This is a genomic window from Streptomyces mutabilis (genome assembly GCF_014649815.1).
Taxonomy (GTDB): domain Bacteria; phylum Actinomycetota; class Actinomycetes; order Streptomycetales; family Streptomycetaceae; genus Streptomyces; species Streptomyces mutabilis.
The window spans coordinates 448,329-469,700 of the sequence record NZ_BMTT01000003.1 but is presented as its reverse complement, the minus strand read 5'-3'; the positions used below and the strand labels follow the sequence as shown (position 1 = coordinate 469,700).

24 protein-coding genes are annotated in these 21,372 nt (G+C 73.9%); 15 read left to right on the top strand and 9 right to left on the bottom strand.

Going from position 1 to position 21,372, the window contains the following annotated elements:
- Nucleotides 1-267: 267 nt before the first annotated feature.
- Nucleotides 268-1,107: a TIGR02452 family protein gene (locus IE142_RS10475; RefSeq protein WP_191885438.1), complete on the top strand. Its 840-nt coding sequence runs from the start codon at nt 268-270 to the stop codon at nt 1,105-1,107.
- On the opposite strand, the gene IE142_RS10470 is transcribed toward IE142_RS10475, so the two are convergent.
- Nucleotides 1,092-1,547: a type II toxin-antitoxin system PemK/MazF family toxin gene (locus tag IE142_RS10470; RefSeq protein WP_191885437.1), complete on the bottom strand. Its 456-nt coding sequence runs from the start codon at nt 1,545-1,547 to the stop codon at nt 1,092-1,094. The two genes, IE142_RS10475 and IE142_RS10470, sit on opposite strands and share 16 nt — an antisense overlap.
- Here IE142_RS10470 and IE142_RS10465 point away from each other — a divergent pair.
- The 3 genes from IE142_RS10465 to IE142_RS10455 all read left to right on the top strand — a co-directional run bounded on the left by IE142_RS10465 (nt 1,534) and on the right by IE142_RS10455 (nt 3,133).
- Complete coding sequence (locus tag IE142_RS10465) at nt 1,534-1,674, top strand: hypothetical protein (protein ID WP_191885436.1); 141 nt, start codon at nt 1,534-1,536, stop codon at nt 1,672-1,674. The genes IE142_RS10470 and IE142_RS10465 overlap by 14 nt on opposite strands.
- A gap of 61 nt (nt 1,675-1,735) precedes the next feature.
- Nucleotides 1,736-2,626, top strand: coding sequence for an NAD(P)-dependent oxidoreductase (locus IE142_RS10460; RefSeq protein ID WP_191885435.1), 891 nt, complete (start codon nt 1,736-1,738; stop codon nt 2,624-2,626).
- Nucleotides 2,627-2,707: 81 nt separating this feature from the next.
- On the top strand, nt 2,708-3,133 hold the full coding sequence (locus IE142_RS10455) for a PPOX class F420-dependent oxidoreductase (RefSeq protein ID WP_191885434.1): 426 nt from the start codon (nt 2,708-2,710) through the stop codon (nt 3,131-3,133).
- Nucleotides 3,134-3,250: 117 nt separating this feature from the next.
- Here IE142_RS10455 and IE142_RS10450 read toward each other — a convergent pair whose 3' ends face one another.
- Complete coding sequence (locus tag IE142_RS10450; RefSeq protein WP_191885433.1) at nt 3,251-3,892, bottom strand: LysE family translocator; 642 nt, start codon at nt 3,890-3,892, stop codon at nt 3,251-3,253.
- 162 nt (nt 3,893-4,054) lie between these two features.
- On the opposite strand from IE142_RS10450, the gene IE142_RS10445 reads away from it, so the two are divergent.
- Nucleotides 4,055-4,483 carry a VOC family protein gene (locus IE142_RS10445; RefSeq protein ID WP_191885518.1) on the top strand — a complete coding sequence of 143 codons (429 nt, stop codon included), beginning with the start codon at nt 4,055-4,057 and terminating at the stop codon, nt 4,481-4,483.
- Nucleotides 4,484-4,648: 165 nt separating this feature from the next.
- Here the strand turns inward: IE142_RS10445 and IE142_RS10440 are convergent, their stop codons facing one another.
- Both IE142_RS10440 and IE142_RS10435 read right to left on the bottom strand, forming a co-directional pair.
- Nucleotides 4,649-5,905: an MFS transporter gene (locus IE142_RS10440; RefSeq protein WP_191885432.1), complete on the bottom strand. Its 1,257-nt coding sequence runs from the start codon at nt 5,903-5,905 to the stop codon at nt 4,649-4,651.
- Between the two features lie 81 nt (nt 5,906-5,986).
- Entirely contained in the window at nt 5,987-6,865 is an 879-nt protein-coding gene (locus IE142_RS10435; protein ID WP_191885431.1) for an alpha/beta fold hydrolase, read from the bottom strand.
- A gap of 147 nt (nt 6,866-7,012) precedes the next feature.
- Here IE142_RS10435 and IE142_RS10430 point away from each other — a divergent pair, with 147 nt between their 5' ends.
- The 5 genes from IE142_RS10430 to IE142_RS10410 all read left to right on the top strand — a co-directional run bounded on the left by IE142_RS10430 (nt 7,013) and on the right by IE142_RS10410 (nt 11,359).
- Nucleotides 7,013-8,983, top strand: coding sequence for an AfsR/SARP family transcriptional regulator (locus tag IE142_RS10430; RefSeq protein WP_191885430.1), 1,971 nt, complete (start codon nt 7,013-7,015; stop codon nt 8,981-8,983).
- A gap of 76 nt (nt 8,984-9,059) precedes the next feature.
- A complete protein-coding gene (locus tag IE142_RS10425; RefSeq protein ID WP_043386411.1) occupies nt 9,060-9,503 on the top strand; it encodes a PPC domain-containing DNA-binding protein in 444 nt (147 codons plus the stop codon).
- Complete coding sequence (locus IE142_RS10420; protein ID WP_191885429.1) at nt 9,500-9,964, top strand: CBS domain-containing protein; 465 nt, start codon at nt 9,500-9,502, stop codon at nt 9,962-9,964. Before IE142_RS10425 ends, IE142_RS10420 begins: the two co-directional genes overlap by 4 nt.
- A complete protein-coding gene (locus tag IE142_RS10415) occupies nt 9,961-10,305 on the top strand; it encodes a DUF6343 family protein (RefSeq protein WP_191885428.1) in 345 nt (114 codons plus the stop codon). Before IE142_RS10420 ends, IE142_RS10415 begins: the two co-directional genes overlap by 4 nt.
- 37 nt (nt 10,306-10,342) lie before the next feature.
- Nucleotides 10,343-11,359: a sigma-70 family RNA polymerase sigma factor gene (locus tag IE142_RS10410; RefSeq protein WP_191885427.1), complete on the top strand. Its 1,017-nt coding sequence runs from the start codon at nt 10,343-10,345 to the stop codon at nt 11,357-11,359.
- 12 nt (nt 11,360-11,371) lie between these two features.
- Here IE142_RS10410 and IE142_RS10405 read toward each other — a convergent pair whose 3' ends face one another.
- A complete protein-coding gene (locus IE142_RS10405; protein WP_191885426.1) occupies nt 11,372-12,799 on the bottom strand; it encodes an FAD-dependent oxidoreductase in 1,428 nt (475 codons plus the stop codon).
- Nucleotides 12,800-12,815: 16 nt separating this feature from the next.
- Nucleotides 12,816-14,039, bottom strand: coding sequence for a polysaccharide pyruvyl transferase family protein (locus tag IE142_RS10400; RefSeq protein ID WP_191885425.1), 1,224 nt, complete (start codon nt 14,037-14,039; stop codon nt 12,816-12,818).
- A gap of 175 nt (nt 14,040-14,214) precedes the next feature.
- Here IE142_RS10400 and IE142_RS10395 point away from each other — a divergent pair, with 175 nt between their 5' ends.
- Entirely contained in the window at nt 14,215-15,171 is a 957-nt protein-coding gene (locus IE142_RS10395) for a TerC family protein (RefSeq protein WP_191885424.1), read from the top strand.
- Between the two features lie 281 nt (nt 15,172-15,452).
- On the opposite strand, the gene IE142_RS10385 is transcribed toward IE142_RS10395, so the two are convergent.
- Nucleotides 15,453-15,656 carry a hypothetical protein gene (locus tag IE142_RS10385; RefSeq protein WP_191885423.1) on the bottom strand — a complete coding sequence of 68 codons (204 nt, stop codon included), beginning with the start codon at nt 15,654-15,656 and terminating at the stop codon, nt 15,453-15,455.
- Between the two features lie 157 nt (nt 15,657-15,813).
- On the opposite strand from IE142_RS10385, the gene IE142_RS10380 reads away from it, so the two are divergent.
- Nucleotides 15,814-16,719, top strand: coding sequence for a LysR family transcriptional regulator (locus tag IE142_RS10380; protein WP_191885517.1), 906 nt, complete (start codon nt 15,814-15,816; stop codon nt 16,717-16,719).
- A 58-nt stretch (nt 16,720-16,777) separates the two neighbouring features.
- On the opposite strand, the gene IE142_RS10375 is transcribed toward IE142_RS10380, so the two are convergent.
- Nucleotides 16,778-17,341 carry an NAD(P)H-dependent oxidoreductase gene (locus IE142_RS10375; RefSeq protein ID WP_191885422.1) on the bottom strand — a complete coding sequence of 188 codons (564 nt, stop codon included), beginning with the start codon at nt 17,339-17,341 and terminating at the stop codon, nt 16,778-16,780.
- A gap of 145 nt (nt 17,342-17,486) precedes the next feature.
- Here IE142_RS10375 and IE142_RS10370 point away from each other — a divergent pair, with 145 nt between their 5' ends.
- Entirely contained in the window at nt 17,487-18,155 is a 669-nt protein-coding gene (locus tag IE142_RS10370; protein ID WP_191885421.1) for a TetR/AcrR family transcriptional regulator, read from the top strand.
- Nucleotides 18,156-18,258: 103 nt separating this feature from the next.
- On the top strand, nt 18,259-19,293 hold the full coding sequence (locus tag IE142_RS10365) for a LacI family DNA-binding transcriptional regulator (RefSeq protein WP_191885516.1): 1,035 nt from the start codon (nt 18,259-18,261) through the stop codon (nt 19,291-19,293).
- Nucleotides 19,294-19,309: 16 nt separating this feature from the next.
- Here the strand turns inward: IE142_RS10365 and trxA are convergent, their stop codons facing one another.
- Entirely contained in the window at nt 19,310-19,696 is a 387-nt protein-coding gene (gene trxA, locus IE142_RS10360; RefSeq protein ID WP_043384538.1) for a thioredoxin, read from the bottom strand.
- A 119-nt stretch (nt 19,697-19,815) separates the two neighbouring features.
- On the opposite strand from trxA, the gene IE142_RS10355 reads away from it, so the two are divergent.
- A complete protein-coding gene (locus tag IE142_RS10355; protein WP_191885420.1) occupies nt 19,816-21,252 on the top strand; it encodes a dihydrolipoyl dehydrogenase family protein in 1,437 nt (478 codons plus the stop codon).
- Nucleotides 21,253-21,372 lie beyond the last annotated feature (120 nt).

Below are 21,372 nucleotides of genomic sequence, written 5' to 3'. Positions count from 1 at the left end.
TCCACCATGTCGCCGACCCGTTCGCAGCGGGCCGGGTCGGCACACTCGTCCCACCCAAGACCCTCGTGGGGCTCCGCACAAGGGTGCATAACGGGACGTTCCAGCTCGGCAACCTTTGCGTCCCGTCCGTTTCCGGGGGCGTTCCCCGTCGTTCCCCGGCCGGGAAACTCCGTTGCACCGCAGCACCAGCATCACCCAGGATCACCGCATGAGCACGACGGGGGAGACCGCGCGGCGCGCGGCCATGGCGTCCACGGGGGTGTCGCCGTGAGCGCGCGCCTGCGGGGCATCGCACAGCAGACCGAGCGGGTCGTGACGGCGGGGTACTACCGCGCATCCGACGGGCGCGAGGTGTCCGTCGCGGCCGCGGTCGCCGAGGCACGCGAGGGCACCCGGATGTACGGGCCGGAGCCCGTGGAGCCGGCCCCGTACACCCCGGCGCGGACGGTTTTCGAAGTGACCGGCGAGAGCAGCCTGGAGGCCGCCCGCCGCCTGGGCGGCGAGGTCGCCGTGCTCAACTTCGCCTCCGCCCGCAACCCGGGCGGCGGCTACCTCAACGGCGCCCAGGCCCAGGAGGAGGCCCTGTGCCGGGCCTCCGCGCTGTACACCTGCCTGCTGCGCACCCGCGAGTTCTACGACCACCACCGCGCCCACCGCGACCCGTTCTACACGGACCGCGTCATCCACTCGCCGGCCGTCCCCGTCTTCCGTGACGACCGCGGCCACCTGCTCGACGAGCCGTACACGGCCGGATTCCTCACCGCCGCCGCGCCCAACGCGGGGGTGGTGCTCCGCACGGCCCCGGAGCGCGCCGCCGAACTGCCCGCCGCGCTGGCCGCGCGCGCCGAGCGGGTGCTGGAGACGGCCACCGCACACGGGTACCGGCGACTCGTGCTCGGGGCCTGGGGATGCGGCGTGTTCCGCAACGACCCCGCGCAGGTCGCGGGCGCGTTCCGGACGCTGCTCGGCCCCGGCGGGCGCTTCTCGGCGGCCTTCGAGCGGGTGGCGTTCGGCATCCTGGACCGCACGCCGGGCGGCACGGTCCGGGAGGCGTTCGCGCGCGCCTTCCCGGAGGGCGCGGGCCGTCCCGCTCAGGCCCAGCCGTAGCGTTCCCGCAGCCGCTTCCGCACGAGGTCGAACCGCATCCGGTCCAGGGCGCACGCCTCGCGGCGCATTCCGGCGTCGTGGAGCCGCAGCACCCGGTCGACGTCCACCCAGGAGTCCCGCCCGGAACGGTCCCAGGGTCCGCTCCCGATGGGCACCCACTCGCGGTCGCCGTCGTGCCGCCGGCTCGACAACTGCACCGCCAGCAGCGTTCCGGCCGTCTCACGGGCGACGACCAGCACCGGCCGGTCCTTGCCCCGCCCGTCGTTCTCCTCGTAGGGCACCCAGGTCCAGACGATCTCGCCGGGATCGGGGTCGCCGTCGTGCGCGGGGGAGTACTCGGTCCGCACCCGGCCCACGTCGCGGGGATCGGCCTCGGTGGTGGCGAAGGGGTTGTACTGGCCGGGAACGGCGTCTTCCGTGGGGTCGATGAAGGAGCTCACGGCCGTACCGTACGGGACGCGGGCGGACGGACAACGGCAGGTGCGGACCGCGGGAGGTGTGGACCGCGGCCCCGCCGCACCTGCGGCCGTACCGGTCGGCGTCGTCGCCGCCCGGGTGGCAGGCTGATCACCGGGCGCCGTACCCCCGGCCCCGGCCACCGGCCGTACGAGTACAGAAAGCCAACGTCATGACCGACCAGCTCACCGTGAGCGTCCTGGGCACCGGCATCATGGGTGCCGCGATGGCCCGCAACCTCGCCCGCGCCGGACACACCGTCCGCGTCTGGAACCGCAGCACGGACAAGGCCGAGCCGCTGGCCGCCGACGGGGCGCACGTCGCCGGCAGCGCCGAGGAGGCGGTGCGGGGTGCCGACGTCGTCCTCACCATGCTGTACGACGGTCCGGCCGCCCTCGACGTCATGCGGCGGGCCGCACCCGGTCTGCGTCCCGGCACCGCGTGGGTGCAGTCCACCACCGCCGGCGTCGACGCGGTCGCCGACCTGGCGGCCTTCGCCGACGAGCACGGCCTGGTCTTCTTCGACGCGCCGGTGCTGGGCACCCGGCAGCCCGCCGAGGCCGGGCAACTGCTCGTGCTGGCCGCGGGACCCGTCGACGCCCGGGACGCGGTGACGCCCGTGTTCGAAGCCGTCGGCTCCCGCACGGTGTGGACCGGTCAGGACGGTGCCGCCGGCAGCGCCACCCGGCTGAAGCTGGTGGCCAACAGCTGGGTCCTGGCCGCCACCAACGCGGCGGGCGAGGTCCTGGCGCTCGCCAAGGCGCTGGGAGTGGACCCGGACGGCTTCTTCGACGCCATCGCCGGCGGCCCGCTCGACATGGGGTACCTGCGTGCCAAGGCGGCGATGATCCGGGACGGCGCGCTGACCCCTGCCCAGTTCGCGGTCACCACCGCCGAGAAGGACGCCCGGCTCATCGTCGAGGCCGGCGAGGCGAACGGCGTCCGCCTCGACCTGGCCGCCGCCGGCGCCGGGCGACTGGCGCGCGCCGCGGCACAGGGGCACGGTGACGAGGACATGGCGGCGGCCTACTTCGCCAGTTTCGAGGAGAAGGCGTCCGACTGAGCGCACCCGGGTACCGGGTGACCGGAACGAGCGAAACGCCGACGTAGCCTCGGCACAGACCGAGAACGAAGGAGTCACACCATGTCCAAGCCCCCACTGCCGCCCGAGGCCGTCGAACTGCTGCGCCGCCCCAACCCGTGCGTCATGGCCACCGTCCGTTCGGACGGCGCCCCCGTCTCCACGGCCACCTGGTACCTGTGGGAGGACGACGGCCGGGTCCTGATCAACTTCGACGCCGGCCGGGTGCGCCTGAAGCACGTGCGCCGCGACCCCCGCGTCACCCTTACCGTCCTCGCGGACGACAACTGGTACACGCACGTCACCCTCATCGGCCGCGTGACCGACATCCGCGACGACGAGGACCTCGCCGGCATCGACCGCCTCTCCAGGCAGTACACGGGCAATCCCTACCCCGACCGGGTCCGGCCCCGGGTCAGCGCCTGGGTCGAGGTCGAGCGCTGGCACGGCTGGGGCGCGATGAAGGACAGCGACCAGGCGTCCACCTGAGCGACGGCCACGACCTCCGGGTCCGCGCCGGCCGGGTCCCCGTCCACGGTTCATCGGCCCCCGCACGTCACGGACGCGGGTGCGGGGGCGTGTCCGTGACGGCGCCGCCTGGACCAGCTAGTCTCTGCGCCCGGTGACGGCCACGGTGACGCCGAGGCCGATCATCGCCAGGCCGCCCGCCCCGCCGACCGCGGACAGCCTCCGCGGGGAACGCGCGAACCAGTCCCGCGTAGTGGCCGCCAGCAGCCCCCACAGGCTGTCGCAAGCCAGCGCGACGGCGTTGAAGACCAGTCCGAGCACCAGCATCTGCACGGCGACGCCACCCCGGTCCCGGTCGGCGAACTGCGGCAGTACGGCGGCGAAGAACACGATGGTCTTGGGGTTGGTCACCCCGACGGTGAAGCCCTCCCGGAAGGTGCGCCGCCGGTCGTGGCCCGCCCCGGCGTCCCCGGCGAACGCCGCCCGCAGGCAACCGCGTTCGCGCCAGGCGCTGACGCCGAGGTGGACCAGGTAGGCGGCGCCCGCCAGTTTGAGCGCCGTGAAGACGACGGCCGACCGCTCCACGACCGACCCGACGCCCGCGGCGACCGCGACGACCAGGACGTAGGAGCCGAGCGTGTTACCGGCCACCGTGGTGAGCGCGGCGCGGCGGCCCCGGGACAGCGCCCTGCCGACCACGAACAGCACGCTGGGGCCCGGGATCACGATGATCAGGAACGACAGCGCCGCGAAGGCGAGCAGACGGTCGGGGGACACCATGGCGCCATGAAAGCACGGGGCCCGGGCGGCGTTCCACGGGATTTCCACGGGCGTCGACAGCTCCGTGGGCCTCGTCTAAGATCCACCGCGCGGCATCGCGTGTCGGTCACCGTCCGGGTGAGGCATGGAGGCGCCGTGGAGATGCCCGTGGAGGCATTGACCGTGTCAGTCGAGTTCAACCACACCATCGTTCTCTCCCGGAACCGGGAGGAGTCCGCCCGCTTCCTCGCCACCGTCCTGGGGCTGGAGGTCGGCGAGCCCGCCGGAATGTTCCTTCCGGTGACGACCGCCAACGGCGTCACCCTCGATTTCGCCACCGTCGACACCGACATCCCCGTGCAGCACTACGCGTTCCTCGTCTCCGAGGACGATTTCGACGCGATCCTCGCCCGACTCGTCGGGGACGGCGTCCCCATCCAGGCCGATCCGCACGGCCGGCACCCGCGCCGCATCAACCGCAACGACGGTGGGCGGGGCGTGTACTTCAGCGACCCGTCCGGGCACGGCATGGAAGCCTTCACCCGCCCCTACGGCAGCGACCCGGCCTCACCGCTCAACGGAGTCACGGAGGACGTCCCCGGCGCCCGCTGACCGCGGTCGTCGCCGACGGCTTCGGCCTGGTCACGGGCCGCCCCGCTCCCGGGGAGCGGATCCACCGCGGGACCCGTGACCGGGTCCCGTAGCCGGAGATCATCTCCCGGGGCGGTCGGCTGCCCGACCGTCCCGGGAAGCCGGCGGCGCCGTTCGCGCGCCGCCTCAGGGCCCGCCGACCTGGGCGGCCGGCCGGTTCCGCCGGGGCAGCAGCAAGGGCGTCGTCAGCAGGAGGACCCCGGCCAGCGCGATCGCCGTACGCGGCCCCGTGAGACCGGCCAGCAGGCCCCACACCGCGGTCAGCGCCGCGGTCGCCAGCTTGGCGCTGACGGTCCAGGCGGTCAGGGTGCGGGCCACCCGGTCCGCCGGGGTCAGTTCGAGGCGGCGCGTGGCGAGCACCGGGTTGAACACGCCCGCGCAGGCGATCAGCCCGAACTCGACGGCCATCACGAGGACGAGTCCGGCGCTGCCCGGACCCACGAAGGCCAGCCCCACCGACCAGCACACGCGCAGCACCCCGCTGCCGACCAGCACCCGGTGCTCGCCGAACCGCGTCACGAGCCGGCGGGCCAGCCGCGAGCCGAGCAGCCCGCCGGCGCACGGCACCGCGAAAGCCAGACCGTACTGCCAGGGCGCGAAGCCCAGTTCGCCCAGCATGAGCACGGCGAGCAGGGGCGCGGTCGCCATGATCAGACCGTTGACCAGGAGCGTGTTGAGGAACAGCGGACGCAGGCCCGGGGAGGTGAGGATGTACCGCCAGCCGTCCAGCAGGTCACCCGCCCGGGGTCGGACCGGGCCGGTGCGGACGGGGCGCGGCTCACCGCCGCCGAGGGCCCGGACGCCCAGCGCCGACAGCAGGTGACTCACCGCATCGACCGTCACCGTCACCACCGGGCCGAAGAGCCCGATCGCCGCCCCGCCGGCCGGGGGCCCGAGCATGGTCGCCGTCCAGGTCGTCGCCTCGAACCGGCCGTTCGCGGTCAGCAGGTCCTCCGGCCGTACCAGAGCCTTGAGACAGGACCCGGCGGCGGCCCTGAACATGATGTCGGCCGTGGCCACGACGACCGACACCACCAGCAACTGGGCGAAGGAGAGCCGGTCGAACGCGTACGCGACGGGCACGCTCAGCAGCACCGCGCACCGGACCAGGTCCGTCGCGACCATGACCGGCCGCTTGCGCCGGAACTCCACCCACGGCCCCAGCGGCACCGCCACCAGCGCGCCCACCGCGAGTCCGGCCGCCGCGAGCACCGCCACCTGCTGCGGCCCGGCGCCCAGCACCACGACCGCGATCAGCGGGAAGGCGTCGAACGCCAGCCGGGTGCCGAACGTGCTGACGGCGTACGCCGCCCACAGCCACCCGAACGGCCGCCCCAGCGACCTTCCGCCCCTCACCGCACCCGACACCGACACGCCCGACATCCAAGCGAGCGCGGTACCCGCGGATCAAACAACGGGTCGGGGGCGGCGTACAACCCGTCGTTGTACGCCGCCCGCCCGCCCCTACCGCACGAGCAGTTTCCGCAGCGCCCCGGCGACCTCGCCCGGTGCCTCCTCCGCCATGAAGTGGCCGCAGCCGACGGTCTCGTGGCTCAGGTCCGGGGCCCAGGCCCGCCACAGCGCGGCGGCGTCGTAGCCGAGGGCCGCGCCCCAGTCCTGCTGGAGGACGGTCACCGGCATCCGCAGCCGGTTCCCGCCGTCGCGGTCGGCCCGGTCGTGGGCGACGTCGATGCCGGCCGAGGCCCGGTAGTCGGCCACGATGGACGGCACCGCCGCGCGGGACGCCTCCAGGTAGGCGGCGCGGACGTCGGCGGGCAGGGCGTCCGGGTCCCGGGTCCAGACGTCGAGGAAGTGACCGAAGAACGAGTCCGGCGCCGCGCCGATCAGCTGCTCCGGCAGCCCGGGCGGCTGGGCCATCAGGTACAGGTGGAAGCCCACCGCCGCCGACGTGCCGTGCAGCACGTCCCACATGTCCAGGGTCGGCAGCACGTCCAGCGCGGCCAGGTGCGTCACCGCGTCCGGATGGTCCAGCCCGGCCCGCACGGCGACCAGCGCGCCCCGGTCGTGCCCGGCCAGTGCGAACCGCTCGTGCCCGAGCGCGCGGGCGAGGGCGACGACGTCGGCGGCCATGGTCCGCTTGGCGTAGGCGGTGCCGTCGGGGTCGACCGGCTTGTCGCTGGCGCCGTAGCCGCGCAGGTCGGGGCAGATGACCGTGTGGTCGGCCGCGAGTTCGGTGGCGACGTGCCGCCACATCAGGTGGGTCTGCGGGAAGCCGTGCAGCAGGACGACCGGGCTGCCGGAGCCGCCGACGGCCGCGTTCAGGGCGACGCCGTCGGCGACCGTGACGCGGTCGTAGGTGAAGTCGGGGATGGTCGGTGCCATGGCTGCTCCGTGCCTCTCGTCGCACGCCGAGCCTGTTCCACGGCGCGCTGGTGACTGTTCCGAGCCTCCCGGGCGCGAATCAGCAACGGATCAGCACGCGTACCGTGGGCGGTGGCGAGCAGCGGTACGTATCGGAGCGGGCGGAACATGGAAGCGGTCACGTTCGGTGTGCTCGGGCCCGTCACCGCGGAACGCGCCGGCGCCGGACTCGCGCTCAAGGGCCCCAGGCACCGCGCGGTGCTGGCCCGGCTGATCCTGGCCCGGCGGCGCGTCGTCCCGCTCGACCGCCTGGTCCGCGACCTGTGGGACGAACCGCCGCCGCGGGCCGTGGGCGCGGTGCGGACCTTCGTCGGCGACCTCCGCCGCGCACTGGAGCCCGACCGTCCGCCGCGCACCCCGGCCCGGCTGCTCGTCACCGAAGGCCCCGGGTACGCCCTGCGCGCGGCTCCGGACGCCGTGGACGCGTGGCACTTCGAGGCGGCCGTCGCCGAGGCCGACCGGCTGCCGGCCGCTCAGGCCCCGGACCGCATCCGGGCGGCCCTCGGACAGTGGCGGGGACCGGCCTACGCCGAGTTCGCCGAGGAGGCGTGGGCACGGGGCGAGCGCTCCCGCCTCACCGAGCTGCGGCTGCGCGCGGTCGAACGCCGGGCGGAGTTCCTGATGGACCTGGGCAGGGAGGCCGAAGCGGTCCCCGACCTCGACGCCCACCTGACCGAACACCCGTGGCGCGAGGAGGCCTGGCGGCTGCTCGCCCTTGCCCTGTACCGGACCGGACGCCAGGCGGACGCCCTCGCGGTGCTGCGCCGCGCCCGTGACCTGCTGGCCGGACACCTGGGCGTCGACCCCGGGCCCCGCCTGCGCCGCCTGGAGGCCCGCGTCCTCGCGCAGGACCCGGACCTGGACCCGCCCGGCGAGCCCGTGGAGGCGGCGGCCCGGTTGTGGGCCCGCGCGACGGAGGCCTACGACCGCACGGTCGCCGCCGGCGCCCACGCCCGGCTGGAGTCCACCGTCGGCCTGCTGCGGGGCCTCGCGGTCACCGGCGGCGGCGGTCTCCAAGCGGCCCGCGAGCAGCGCGTGGCGGCGATCGCGGCGGCCGAGGAGACGGGCGACGCCGAACTGACCGCCCGGGTGATCGGCGCCTACGACGTACCCGCCAACTGGACTCGCGGCGACGACCCCGAAGCGGCCCGGCGGATCGTCGCGGCGGCCGAGCGCACCCTTGCCGCCCTGCCGGACGACCCCACCGCCGACGCGGCCCGCTGCCGCCTGCTGGCCACCGTCGCCCTCGAGTCCCGGGGCGTCAGGTCCCCGCGCGGACCACGGGCGGCGCACGAGGCCGAGCGCATCGCCCGCCGCCTCGACGACCCGGCGCTGCTCGCCTTCGCCCTCAACGGGACCTTCATGCAGTCCTGCACCACCGCCGGACTGGCCCGCCGCCGCGACGCCATCGGCGCCGAACTCCTCGCGCTCTCCGCCCGGCACGGTCTGGTCAACCACCTGGTCCTCGGTCACCTGATCCGGCTCCAGGCACGCCCCGCCCTCGCCGACCTCACCACCGCCGACGAGCACGCCGCCGCCCTGGACCGGCTGTCCGAACGCCACGAACGGCCGCTCGTGAACGTCTTCACCGCGTGGTACCGCGCCCTGCGCCACGCCGTCACCGGCAGCCCGTACGACCGTACGGAGGCCGCCTACCGGTCCGCCGCCGCGCGCCTCGAGGGCGCGGGCATGCCGGGCCTGGAACGCGGACTGCTGCCCCTCGCCCTGCTGGGTCTGCGCCTGTCCCGCGGCCGCCCGGCCGACGTGGACCCGCGCGCCGACTGGGGCCCGTACCGGCCCTGGGCCGAACCGTTCGCCCGCCTCGCCGACGGCCGGGCCGCCGAGGCCCGCACGGCCCTGCGGTCCCTCACACAGCCGCCGCCGGACCTGCTGTACGAGGCCCTGTGCTGCGCGGAGGCCGCGCTCGCCCTCGAACTCGGAGACCGCGCGGCACTGGAGCGGACGTACGACAGGCTGCTGCCCGCCTCCGGCGAGATCGCGGGCGCGGGAAGCGGGCTGCTCACCTTCGGGCCGGTCGACACGTGGCTCGCCGCGATCCGACGTGCCCTCGGCCCGTGAACCCGCGGTGGGACGTAACGGGCGCCGGGCTGGCCGTCACCGGGTTGCCCCGGCCCCCGTCGGGTACCCGGCGTCCATGAAGTGGCAGCAGGTGCAGGACGGACCGTCCGCGGTGTACGTGGTGGTGCTCGACCCCGGCGAGGACGCGGTCACCGAGCTCACCGCGTTCGCGCGCGACCGCTCGCTCGGGGCCTCCCAGGTCACCGCGGTGGGCGCCTTCTCGGAGGCGGTCGTCGGCTGGTTCGACCGGCAGGCCAAGGACTACCGGCGCATCCCGGTGGGGGAGCAGTGCGAGGTGCTGTCCCTGATCGGGGACATCGCCGTCGCCGACGACGGACCGACCCCGCACCTGCACGCCGTACTGGGCCTCAGCGACGGCTCCACGCGCGGCGGCCACCTGCTGTCCGGCCGGGTGTGGCCGACGCTGGAGGTCGTTGTACGGGACAGCCCGGCGGAACTCGCCAAGACCCACCGCCCCGAGATCGGGCTCGCCCTGATCGACCTGGAGGCGCGACCATGACACGGCGCATCCGGGACGTGATGTCGCCGGCCCCCGTGGCCGTCGAGCCCATGACCACCGTGGCGCGGGCGGCCCGGCTGATGCGCGAGGAGGACGTCGGCGACGTTCTGGTGACCTACGATTGCGACCTGTTCGGTGTGCTCACCGACCGCGACATCGTGCTCCGGGGCGTCGCCGGCGGCCGCGATCCCGAATCCACCACGGTCGGCTCGGTGTGCACGCCCCCGCCCGTCGTCACCCTCGAACCGGACGACACCACCGACCGTGCGGCCGAGCTGATGCGGCACCACGCCGTCCGGCGGCTCCCGGTCGTCGAGCGGGGCGGCGTCCCGGTCGGCGTGGTCACCCTCGGCGACCTCGCCGCCGCCGACGACCCGCACTCGACCCTGGCGGACATCAGCAGGGCCGCGCCCGGACCACTGACGATCCCCGCACCCGGCCACGCAGGAGGCACGGCATGAGCGACCGGCGGCACCCCCACGGGGCCACGGGACCCGGCCCGCGCGCGAGGTCCGGCGCGGTCGGCCGCCGCCGCCCGCGCACCGGCACCGAACCGGTCACGGCACAGAGCGCGCTGGGGCTCCGGCTGCTCCTCTCGGCCGTGTTCCTGCCGCTGTTCCTCGCCGGTGCCGCGTACTTCGGCGTGTGGGCCGCGGACGCCGGTCCCGGTGACAGCCCAGGACGCGGCGGTCTGGTCGTCCTCGCCGTCGTGTGCCTGGCGTTCGCCCTGCTCGCGGTGTCGGACCTGCTGGTCGTGACCCGCCGGTTGCGCCGCGAACGCGCCGGAACGGTCCCGCACTGATCGAGAACCCGGAGGAGGGGACGGAGGAGGAAGCGACATGGCTCCCCTGGCACGAACCCCCGCGTCCGGCACCGAGGACCGCCGCGCCCCCACCCGCACCGCGCGGCTGCGCAGCCGCATCCCCGAACCCGACGAGGAACCCGACCTGCTCGGCCAGTACCTGGCCCGGATCGGCGCCACCCCGCTGCTGACCGCCGACGACGAGGTGCGGCTGGCCAAGCGCATCGAGGCCGGCGTCCTGGCCAGGGAGGAACTGGAGGCCGCCGACACCGGCGAACCCGCCCCGACGCCCGTCCGGCGCCGCGCACTGGAGGAAGCCGTCCACGACGGCCAGGCCGCCAAGGACCACATGGTGCGGGCCAACCTGCGGCTCGTGGTCTCGATGGCCAAGCGGCACGCCCACCGCGGCCTGCCCCTGCTGGACGTCATCCAGGAGGGCAACCTCGGCCTGATCAGGGCGGTGGAGAAGTTCGACCACACCAAGGGCTTCAAGTTCTCCACGTACGCCACCTGGTGGATCCGCCAGGCCGTCGAGCGGGGACTGGCCACGCACGCGCGTACGGTACGGCTGCCGGTGCACGTCGTGGAGCAGCTGCAGAAGCTCGCCAAGGTCGAACGGAAGCTGCGGGCGAGCCTCGACCGCGAGCCGACCGCCGACGAGGTCGCCGCCGAGAGCGGCATCGACGGGGACAAAGTCGTCTGGCTGCGCCGCGTCGGACGGGACGCCGTCAGCCTCGACACCCCGGTCGACGAGACCGGCGAAACCGTCGTCGGCGACCTCATCCCCGACGCCGAGGTGCTCCAGGCCCCCGAGGTCGCCGAGTTCCAGGCGCTGGCGGCGGAACTGCGGGAGGCCGTCGGCACCCTCGCGCCCCGCGAGGCGCTGATCCTCAGCCTGCGCTACGGCCTGCACGACGGCCGCCCCCGCACCCTGCACCAGGTGGCCCAGCACGTGGGCCTGACCCGGGAACGCGTCCGCCGGCTGGAGAAGGCCTCCCTCGACCACCTGCGCGCCCCCGAGACCCGGGACCGGCTCCTCGACTGGGCGAGTTGACGGGCCCGGGGCCTACGTGCGCAGCCGCGCCCCCTGCCGCAGCAGCTCGTGCTGGACCATCCGGTAGGGCAGGCCGCGCGGCCCGCTCCCGTGCCGGACGGTCAGCGCCGCACAGACCCCGGCCGCGTGACCCGTGGCCATCGCGATGGGCATCACCCGGTACGACGAGTGCGCCACGTGCGTCCCGGAGATGCAGCGCCCGGCCACCAGCAGCCGCTCCGTGCCCCGGGGGACCAGACAGCGCAGCGGGATGTCGTAGAAGCTGCCCCGTGGGACCCGTTTGAGGAGGGTGCCGGAGCCGCGCGGGTTGTGGATGTCGACCGGATAGGCGCCGTGCGCGATCACGTCCGGGAAGGTGCGCGCGGCCAGGATGTCGTGACCGGTGAGCTGGTAGTCGCCGAGGACGCGTCGGCTCTCCCGCACGCCGATGTGCGTGCCGCTCTGCGCGACGTACGACTCCTCGAAGCCCGGGACGCGGGTGCGCAGGAAGCGGTCGATCTGGGCCATCTGGCGCCGTGCCGTGTACTCGGCGCGGGTGAGGTCCCACACGCTGGTGCCGAGGACGCGGTTGACCCGGGTGCTGTTGACGGCGACCTCGCGCGGATGCGGGGTCGCGAAGAAGAGGATGTCCTCGCGCGGCAGCCGCAGCTCGCCGGCCGCCCTGGCCTCCTCGATCAGGTCCCACAACCCGTGCACGCCACGCCACTGGTCGGGATTCTCCCGCACGTACTCGGTGAAGTCCGGCCGGGAGAAGTCCGCGACGCGGAACATCAGCGTCATCGGCTGCACCAGCCCGTCCTCGGGCCGGCCGATCTCGAACGGGGCCCCGCACGAGGCCGCCACGTCGCCGTCGCCCGTGCCGTCGACGACCACCCCGGCGTCGATCACCACCGGCCCCGACTTGGTCTCGAACACCACGCGCCAGCCGGAGCCGTCGTCCAGCGGCAGCGCGCCGGACGCGAACGCGTGGAAGAGCATCCGCACCCCCGCCTCGTCCATCATCTCCAGCAGGGAGAACTTGAAGAGCTCCGGGTCGAAGGGGACCGTGTACCCGGTCTTGGGGGAGGGCGGAAGGCAGCCGCCCCGGCCCGTCAGCCGGTCGAGCAACTGCCACAGCACGCCCGCGACGACCGGTTCGCCCTCGCCGTGGTCGGTGGGCAGCAGCCGGGAGGTGTCCCCGGCCTCGGTGAACGCCGCCTGCTTGTGCTCGTTGTGGAACGACATCAGCGGCATCACCAGCGCCGCGGTCGCGTTGCCGCCGAGGAAGCCGTACCGCTCGACCAGGACCACGTCGGCGCCCGTGTCGGCCGCGCCGACCGCGGCGGCGAACCCGGCGGGGCCGCCGCCCACCACCAGCACGTCGCACCGCCCCCCGTGCCGCGCGGACCGCGGCGGCAGGGTGACCTCACGGGGTTCGCGGGGTTCTTCCAGTACCGGCATCGCTCTCCTCGGGCGGTCAGGCGTGCAGGGGGCGCGGCTCGGCGACGTACGGTTCCTCTTCGGCCGCCGTACCGTCTTCGGTCCCACCGCCCTCACGCAGGGCGTCGAGCAGGGAGCCGCAGCGCACGCAGGTCTCCCGGGCCGCCGCGGACAGCTTCCTCATCCGCGACCGCAGGTCGTCCCGGCGCCGCGGGTACTCGTCCCACATCCGGTCCACCTCCGCCAGCAGCAGCCCGGCCTGCTCCCGCGCGACTCCCACCAGCGCCGGGGCGCCCAGCCGGCGCGCGAAGTCGAAGACCTTGCCGGAGTAGGGCAGCGGCAGCACCGGCACACCGCTGAGCGCCGCGAAGATCACGAAGTGCAGCCGCATGCCGACGGCCACGTCCAGGTGGCGCGTGAAGCCGAGGACCTGCCCGGGGCTGTAGTCGCCGTGCAGGATCCGGCCCTTGTCCGGCGCCGTCATGTGGGACAGCACGGCGTGCGCGTGCCGTACGTCGTGCCGCTCCATCGGCAGGAACACCACGTGCGCGTCCAGCCGCCGCACGAGGAAGTCGGCGACGTCGGCGAGCAGCGCGTGGTAGTCGCCCTCGTCCAGTTTCTCGGCGGCCCGGCCCGGTTCGCGCACCGACATCCCCACCAGCCGGGCGCCGGCGGGGATGCCCTCGTCGCGCATCATGGTCTCGGTGAACGGTTCGGGCCCCAGCAGCAGGGCCGGGTCCGCGGTGACCGTGACCTCGCGCTCCAGGCCGACCTCCTCCAGCACCAGCCGGGACTCCTCGTCCCGCACCACGACGTCGTCCATGTCCGCGAGCACGGTGCGCACCGCTTCCCGGTCCTCCGCCTCCGTCAGCGGCCCGGCGCCGACCGCGTAGGCGAAGGTGGGCACGGAGCGGGTCTGCGCGGCCCGCACCAGCCGCAGGTAGCGCCTCGCCTCGCCGTCGTAGAGGATCCCGCCGCCGCCCAGTACCAGCAGGTCCAGGCCGGGCAGCACGTCCAGGACGTGGTTGCGGCTGACGCCCTCCCAGGGCACCACCTCGTCGGCGTCCGGGTGATGGGCGCGGGTGTGCTCCGCGTTGCGGCTCATGACGACGAGGCGCGCGTCGGGCCGCTGGGCGCGCAGGCAGCTCAGGACGCAGGTGAGGATCGCCTCGTCGCCGGTGTTGAAGCCGCCGTAGGAACCGAGCACGCCGATGCGTGGACCCGGCCGGGCGGGGTGCGGATGGGAGGGGGCAGTGGTCATCCGGGGGCTCCCGTCAGGTCGCGATGGGCCGGCCCGCCGGCCTCGGTGCGCCGATCCCGCAGATCGGGCACGGTGCCGGGTTGCCTGTGCCGTCTCGCGGAAACACCCTGACGAAGAACCCGTTCGTGACCCCGCCCCCCGCACCGCGTCCGTCCCCACCGCATCAGGAGCACCAGTGAACGTATCGCTCACGGTCTGGCTGCTGACCGTCGCGGGCCTGTGCGTCCTCGTCGCCGCCGACTTCTTCATCGGCCGCAAGCCGCACGACGTGTCGATCCGGGAGGCGGGGATCTGGACGGCCGTCTGGGTGGTCCTGGCCTGTCTGTTCGGTGTGGGGCTGCTGGCGGCCGCCGGCGGCGCTCCGGCCGGCGAGTTCTTCGCCGGGTACGTCACCGAGAAGTCGCTCAGCGTCGACAACCTCTTCGTCTTCGTCCTGATCATGGCGAAGTTCGCGGTGCCCTCGCAGTATCAGCAGCGGGTGCTGATGGTGGGCGTCATCGTGGCCCTGGTACTGCGCGCCGCGTTCATCGCGGCCGGCGCGGCGATCACCTCGGCCTTCTCCTGGGTCTTCTACATCTTCGGCGCCTTCCTGATCTGGACCGCCTGGAAGCTCGTCCAGGACGCCCGCAAGGGCGGGCACGACGAGGAGTACGAGGAGAACAAGCTGCTCAAGTCGATCGAGCACCGTTTCGGCGTCGCCGACCGCTATCACGGCACCAAGCTGTGGATCGAGGAGAACGGCAAGCGCGTCATGACGCCGATGCTGGTCGTGATGCTGGCGATCGGCTCCACCGACGTCCTCTTCGCCCTGGACTCCATCCCCGCGATCTACGGCCTGACCCAGGACCCGTACATCGTCTTCACGGCCAACGCCTTCGCCCTGATGGGTCTGCGCCAGCTGTACTTCCTCATCGGCGGCCTGCTGAAGAAGCTGGTCCACCTCTCCTACGGGCTGTCGATCATCCTGGGCTTCATCGGCGTGAAGCTGGTGCTGCACGCCCTGCACGAGTCCGGGGTCCACGTCCCCGAGATCAGCATCCCGTTCTCCCTGGGCTTCATCGTGCTCGTCCTCGCGGTCACCACGGTGACCAGCCTGGTGGCCGCGAGGAAGCAGGAGGAGCGGAACGTGTGACCAGCGCCTACTGGATGGTCCAGCCCACGCTGCCGACCCCCGAGCTGTAGATCGCGCAGACACCCGAGGACTCCCCGTACTGCCCGGGTGCCAGCGTCACCCACTGGCCGGACACGTCCGGCGCCCATCCGCAGACCACCTCGGCGCGGAAGGTGATGGTCCGGTCGGTGTTGTTGCTGCAGCCGGCGATGCCGTGGTCGAACCTCGCAGGTGTCAGGGTCGCCCTCCGGGTGTTCGCCCGCTTCGACGCGCCGGGGTCGCGGCCCCGGCGCGCAGGCGCCTCAGCAGCCCGCCGGGGTGGGCCTGCCGCGGGAGATGACGCGGGTGCCGTGGCCGTCGACGACGCGGGCCTGCAGCGAGCCGCAGGCGCACCGGGTCCACAGGGTGCCGCCCGCCGCGGTGTGGTGCGCGGACAGTACCTGGAAGGGCTCGGCACCGTCGGGCCACCCGCAGTGCGGGCAGGCGACACCGGTCGTGCTGGACATGGCTTCTCCTCGTGTGTGTCGGGGGTGCCGCGTGGGGCGGTGCGTCGGACGGCCGGTGCGCGGCGCGTGATCACCGTCCCGTCACTGCAAGGGTGCGGCCCCGAGTCCGTTCACGTCCAGGTTGACTTTACGGACTCGACCGTGAAGCGTGAACTTCATGATTGACCTGCGCAGGCTGCACGTCCTCAGGGCCGTCTCCCACTACGGCACGGTCACCGCCGCGGCCCGCGCCCTGCACTTCACGCCCTCCGCCGCTTCCCAGCAGATCCGGTCGCTCGCCCGCGACCTGGGCGTCGACCTGCTGGAGCCGCAGGGGCGGGGTGTGCGGCTGACCCCGGCCGCCGAGAGCCTACTGGCGCACGCCGACGCCATCGAGGCCCGCTGGGACGAGGCGGAGCTCGATCTGCGGGCGGGGGAGGGGGTGCCGGCCGGGCCGCTGCGGGTGGCGGGGCTCTCGGTGGCCGTCGCGGTGCTGCTGGCGCCGATGGCCGCGCGCCTGCGTGAGCGGCATCCGCGGTTGTCGGTCCTGATCAGGGAGGTCGAGGTGGTGGAGAGCTTCGACCTGCTCTTCGAGGGGGAGGCGGATGTGGCGGTGGTGGAGGCCACCCCGGCCAACCCGCCGGCCGCGGACGCGCGCTTCGATCAGCGGCCGCTCCTGGACGACCCGTTCGACCTGGTCGTCCAGGAGAGCCATCCGCTGGCCGGACGGGACGGTGTCGACCTCGCCGATGTCGCGCACGAGCCCTGGATCGCCCCCATGGCCGACAGCCCTTGCCGGACGCACGTGATTTCGGCGTGCGGCGCCGCCGGGTTCACGCCCGACGTGGTCCATCTCGCGCGGGACTGGAACGTGACCGCCCACCTGGTCGCCCACGGACTCGGCGTCGCGCTGGTCCCGAGGCTTGCCCGGCTGACCCCGCGGCTGCCGATCGTGCGGGTGCCCTGCGACGGCAGGCCGCACCGCAAGCTGCTGACCTGTACCCGCCGTGGTGGACACCGGCGCCCGGCGGTGGTGGCGGCGATGGAGGAGCTCCGTACGCTGGCCGCCACGGCGGTCGTCTGACGCACGTCGGGACCGGAGCCGTACGCGGCTCCGGTCCCGTGGGTGTGCGGCGCTGCCGTCAGGCGGCGACGGCGTCGCCGGCGTGGCCGTACAGGCGGGCGACGACCTCGGTCAGCTGGGCGGCGACCTCGGCGTCGTCGGCCGGGTGGGTCTCGGCGAAACGGGTCACCGAACCGGGGATGGACAGCTTGATGTCCTCGATCACCTTGCCGCCGGCGATGCCCACGGCCTTGCGGGTGTCGTCCTGCGCCCACACGCCGCCGTACTGGCCGAAGGCGGTGCCGACGACGGCGGCCGGCTTGCCGGAGAGCGCGCCCGCGCCGTACGGACGGGACAGCCAGTCGATGGCGTTCTTCAGGACGGCCGGGATGGTGCCGTTGTACTCGGGCGAGAACCACAGGAAGGCGTCGGCGGCCTGGGCGGCCTCGCGCAGCTTCACGGCGGCGGCCGGGACGCTGCCCTCGACGTCGATGTCCTCGTTGTAGAAGGGGATGTCGGCGAGCCCCTCGAACACCTGAACCTCGGCACCCTCCGGTGCGAACTTGGCGGCCGCCTCGGCGAGCTGGCGGTTGTGCGAACCGGCGCGAAGGCTGCCGATGAGCGCAAGGATGCGGACAGACATGAGTACTCCCACTGACGGAGCAGGCGCTGCGCGGGCAGGCGCTGCTGAAACACTGCCGTAACGATCCGGACCGGGGTCCGTTTAATTTCTAACATCTCAAACGGACCGCGGTCCAGTTTCCTTCCCGATGCTTTACGCTGGCCTCATGTCCGCCGTCCCGCCGCCCTTCCCGAAGCCCGAGGAGACCGTCGGCCCGCCCGAATTGCTGCAACTCGGCACGGGGATCGAGGAGGACGAGCCCTGCCTGCGCGCCGACGCCGCGCGCAATCGGGCCCGACTGCTGGAGGCCGCCGCACGGCTGGTCGCCGAGCACGGCGCCGCCGCCGTCACGATGGAGGCGGTGGCCGCGGCGGCCTCGGTGGGCAAGGGCACGGTCTTCCGCCGCTTCGGCGACCGCACCGGCCTGCTCATGGCGCTCCTCGACCACTCCGAGAAGAAGTTCCAGGCCGCGCTCCTCGGCGGCCCGCCGCCCCTGGGCCCCGGGGCCCCGCCCGTCGAGCGGCTGCGCGCCTTCGGCTGCGCGATGCTGCGCCGCTCCATCGACGAACTCGAACTGCAACTGGCCGCCGAGCCGAGCGCGGAACGCCGGTACACCTCCGCACCGCGCCGCTTCCTGCGCGGCCACGTGGCGCTGCTGCTGCGGCAGGCGGTCCCGGACGCGGACAGCGAACTGCTCTCCCACACCCTGCTGGCCTACCTCGACGCCGCCCTGGTCCACCACCTCACCGAGCAGTGCGGGATGCCCCCGGAGCGTCTGCGGGCCGGCTGGCTGGACCTGGTCGCACGGGTGACCCGCACCGAGCGCCCGGCCTGAGGCGACGGCCAACCCCCTCGCGCCGGTGGAGAATTCGTCCGGGCGGGACGGTGCCGACCCGCGCGGCGCGCCGCACCCGGCCTCTGCCAAGATGCCGTACGTCATGGTGCAGATACCGAAACCGCCCGCCCCCGAGCCCCCGGCACCGCGCTCCGTCCCCACGAGCGCCGATGTGGCCCGCCTGGCCGGCGTCTCGCGCGCGACCGTCTCCTACGTCCTCAACAACACCAGCGCCGTCCGGATCAGCGAGCCCACCCGCCGCCGCGTCCACGACGCCGCGAGGGAACTGGGGTACGTCCCCCACGCGGCCGCCCGCTCCCTGCGTGCCGGGCACAGCCGAACCGTCCTGATGCCCGCGCCGTCCTTCCCGGCCGGCCCCCTCTACAGCCGCTTCCTCGACGAACTCACGGGGGCCCTCGGCCGCCTCGAGTACACCGTCGTGCAGTACGGCAGCGTCGGTCTGCGCGGCGACGAAGCGGCCCGTGCCTGGGCGGAACTGCGGCCGGTCGCCGTACTCGTACCCGGCTCCGGACCGGGGCCGCAGGGGGTGGAGATCCTCAAACGCGCGGGCGCCCGCGCGGTCGTCACCCTCGGCCACGAGGCCGTCGACGGGGCGCACGCCCTGCTCATGGACCACGCGATCGTCGGGCACAGCGCGGTCCGCCACCTCCACGACCGCGGACGCCGCAGGATCGGCGTCGTCGTGCCCGTGGAGGACGGCCTGAAGATCTTCTCGGCACCACGCCTGGCCGGTGCCCGCCGGGCGGTGCGCGACACCGACGCCACCGTCACCGAGCTGCCCCTCGCCTACGACGAACGAGCCGCCGCCCGGCTGGCCGCCCGCTGGGACTCACTCGGTCTCGACGCCGTTTTCGCGTACAACGACGAGTACGCGATGCTGCTGATGCGTGCCCTGCAGGACGAGGGCGTCCGCGTGCCCGCCGACACCGCCGTGATCGGCGCCGACGACCTGATGCTGGGACGTCTGCTGCGGCCCCGCCTCAGCACCGTCCACCTGGAGCTGCCCTCCGGCCGCGACCTGGCCGCGCTGGTCGACCGCGCGGTCCACGACCCCGGCACCGCGCCCGAGCGGCACGAGGTGCTGGGCGCGGCGGTGGTGCACCGGGAGTCGAGCTGACGGGCGGAGGGACCGCCTACTTGCCCTCCGGTCCGGCCTGCGCCTGCTGCTCGGCGACCGCCTTGCGGACCTCGTCCATGTCCAGCCGACGGGCCTGACCGATCACGTCCGTCAGCGCCTCCTCGGGCAGCGCACCCGGCTGCGCGAACACGGCCACCTGGTCCCGGACGATCATCAGCGTCGGAATCGACTGGATGCCGAAGGCCTGGGCCAGCTCCGGCTGCGCCTCGGTGTCCACCTTGCCGAACACGAGGTCGGGGTTGGCCTCGGCCGCCCTCTCGTAGACCGGCGCGAACTGCTTGCACGGACCGCACCACGACGCCCAGAAGTCGATCAGGACGAACTCATTGTCCGTGACCGTCTGGTCGAAGTTCTCCTTGGTGAGCTCCACGGTGCTGGTCATGGGTGATCCCTCTTCCTGGGTTCGGGGCGTAAGCCGTCGGCACAACACTGCCGACCTGGTGGGTATTCCGCGCACGTACCCATGTGGCCACGTCGCACACCACCCACCAGACTGACCCCATGACGCAAACGGATTCCATCGCGTACGACGTCGTCGTGATCGGTGCGGGCCCCGTGGGGGAGAACGTCGCCGACCGCACCCGCGCGGCCGGGCTGACCACCGCGATCGTGGAGAGCGAACTGGTCGGCGGTGAATGCTCCTACTGGGCGTGCATGCCCAGCAAGGCCCTGCTGCGCCCCGTCATCGCCCGCGCGGACGCCCGCCGCCTGCCCGGCCTGAGCGGGGCGGTGCGAGAGCCCCTGGACACCGCGGCGGTCCTCGGCCGCCGCGACGAGTTCACCAACCACTGGAAGGACGACGGCCAGGTCCAGTGGGTCGAGGGCATCGGGGCCGACCTGTACCGCGGACAGGGGCGGCTCGCCGGCCCGCGCACGGTCGAGGTGGCGGCGCCCGACGGCACCCGCCGGGTGCTGGCCGCCCGGCACGCCGTCGCCGTCTGCACCGGCAGCGGCGCCGCCCTGCCGAACCTGCCCGGACTCGCCGAGGTGCGCCCCTGGACCAGCCGGGAGGCCACCGCCGCCGAGAGCGCGCCCGGCAGGCTCATCGTGGTCGGCGGCGGGGTCGTCGCCGTCGAGATGGCCACGGCCTGGCAGGCCCTCGGTTCCAGGGTGACGCTCCTGGTGCGCGGCGACGACGGTCTGCTCGCCCGCATGGAGCCGTTCGCCGGGGAGCTGGTCGCGGACGCGCTCACCGCGGCCGGCGTCGACATCCGCACCGGCACGTCCGTGGAGTCCGTGACCCGTGAGAACGGCACCGTCGTCGCCGTCACGGACGCCGGCGACCGCGTCGAGGCGGACGAGATCCTCTTCGCCACCGGCCGCGTGCCCCGCACCTGTGACATCGGCCTGGAGACCGTCGGCCTGGAGCCCGGTTCCTGGCTCTCCGTCGACGACAGCCTCCGGGTCGAGGGCCACGACTGGCTCTACGCCGTCGGCGACGTCAACCACCGCGCCCTGCTCACGCACCAGGGCAAGTACCAGGCCCGCATCGCGGGCGCAGCCATCGCCGCGCGTGCCTCCGGGGACCCGGACCTGGAGTCCGGCCGGTGGGGCGCGCACGCAGCGACCGCCGACCACGATGCCGTGCCCCAGGTGGTGTTCACCGACCCCGAGGCGGCGTCCGTCGGTCTCTCCCTGGCCGAGGCCGAGCGGGCGGGGCACCGTGTCCGCGCCGTGGACGTCGACCTCGCGACGGTGGCCGGCGCGAGCCTCTACGGCGACGGCTACAGGGGGCGCGCCCGGATGGTCGTCGACCTGGAGGACGAGATCGTCCGAGGCGTCACCTTCGTGGGTCCCGGCGTCGGCGAACTGATCCACTCCGCGACCGTCGCCGTCGCCGGCCAGGTACCGATCGGCCGCCTGTGGCACGCGGTCCCGTCCTACCCGACGATCAGCGAGGTCTGGCTACGCCTGCTGGAGGCCTATCGCGACAACTGACGACCCGCAGCCGCCCTGATCCGCGCAGCCGGGGGCACCCGCCGTCCCGCCCGTGGCGGCGGGCGGTCGTACTGCTGGGCGATGGGGAGGGTGGGCGCAGCGGCACCCCGCGACGCCCCC

Bases quoted from the DNA above. Each gene is read 5' to 3' on its own strand.
- IE142_RS10415 (WP_191885428.1), top strand. From the start codon at position 9,961: ATGAGCGACCGGCGGCACCCCCACGGGGCCACGGGACCCGGCCCGCGC.
- IE142_RS10450 (WP_191885433.1), bottom strand. From the start codon at position 3,892: ATGGTGTCCCCCGACCGTCTGCTCGCCTTCGCGGCGCTGTCGTTCCTG.
- IE142_RS10465 (WP_191885436.1), top strand. From the start codon at position 1,534: ATGAAGGAGCTCACGGCCGTACCGTACGGGACGCGGGCGGACGGACAA.
- IE142_RS10460 (WP_191885435.1), top strand. From the start codon at position 1,736: ATGACCGACCAGCTCACCGTGAGCGTCCTGGGCACCGGCATCATGGGT.
- IE142_RS10410 (WP_191885427.1), top strand. From the start codon at position 10,343: ATGGCTCCCCTGGCACGAACCCCCGCGTCCGGCACCGAGGACCGCCGC.
- trxA (WP_043384538.1), bottom strand. From the start codon at position 19,696: ATGACCAGCACCGTGGAGCTCACCAAGGAGAACTTCGACCAGACGGTC.
- IE142_RS10355 (WP_191885420.1), top strand. From the start codon at position 19,816: ATGACGCAAACGGATTCCATCGCGTACGACGTCGTCGTGATCGGTGCG.
- IE142_RS10440 (WP_191885432.1), bottom strand. From the start codon at position 5,905: ATGTCGGGCGTGTCGGTGTCGGGTGCGGTGAGGGGCGGAAGGTCGCTG.
- IE142_RS10435 (WP_191885431.1), bottom strand. From the start codon at position 6,865: ATGGCACCGACCATCCCCGACTTCACCTACGACCGCGTCACGGTCGCC.
- IE142_RS10420 (WP_191885429.1), top strand. From the start codon at position 9,500: ATGACACGGCGCATCCGGGACGTGATGTCGCCGGCCCCCGTGGCCGTC.
- IE142_RS10400 (WP_191885425.1), bottom strand. From the start codon at position 14,039: ATGACCACTGCCCCCTCCCATCCGCACCCCGCCCGGCCGGGTCCACGC.
- IE142_RS10385 (WP_191885423.1), bottom strand. From the start codon at position 15,656: ATGTCCAGCACGACCGGTGTCGCCTGCCCGCACTGCGGGTGGCCCGAC.
- IE142_RS10365 (WP_191885516.1), top strand. From the start codon at position 18,259: ATGGTGCAGATACCGAAACCGCCCGCCCCCGAGCCCCCGGCACCGCGC.
- IE142_RS10380 (WP_191885517.1), top strand. From the start codon at position 15,814: ATGATTGACCTGCGCAGGCTGCACGTCCTCAGGGCCGTCTCCCACTAC.
- IE142_RS10375 (WP_191885422.1), bottom strand. From the start codon at position 17,341: ATGTCTGTCCGCATCCTTGCGCTCATCGGCAGCCTTCGCGCCGGTTCG.
- IE142_RS10455 (WP_191885434.1), top strand. From the start codon at position 2,708: ATGTCCAAGCCCCCACTGCCGCCCGAGGCCGTCGAACTGCTGCGCCGC.
- IE142_RS10425 (WP_043386411.1), top strand. From the start codon at position 9,060: ATGAAGTGGCAGCAGGTGCAGGACGGACCGTCCGCGGTGTACGTGGTG.
- IE142_RS10405 (WP_191885426.1), bottom strand. From the start codon at position 12,799: ATGCCGGTACTGGAAGAACCCCGCGAACCCCGTGAGGTCACCCTGCCG.
- IE142_RS10370 (WP_191885421.1), top strand. From the start codon at position 17,487: ATGTCCGCCGTCCCGCCGCCCTTCCCGAAGCCCGAGGAGACCGTCGGC.
- IE142_RS10430 (WP_191885430.1), top strand. From the start codon at position 7,013: ATGGAAGCGGTCACGTTCGGTGTGCTCGGGCCCGTCACCGCGGAACGC.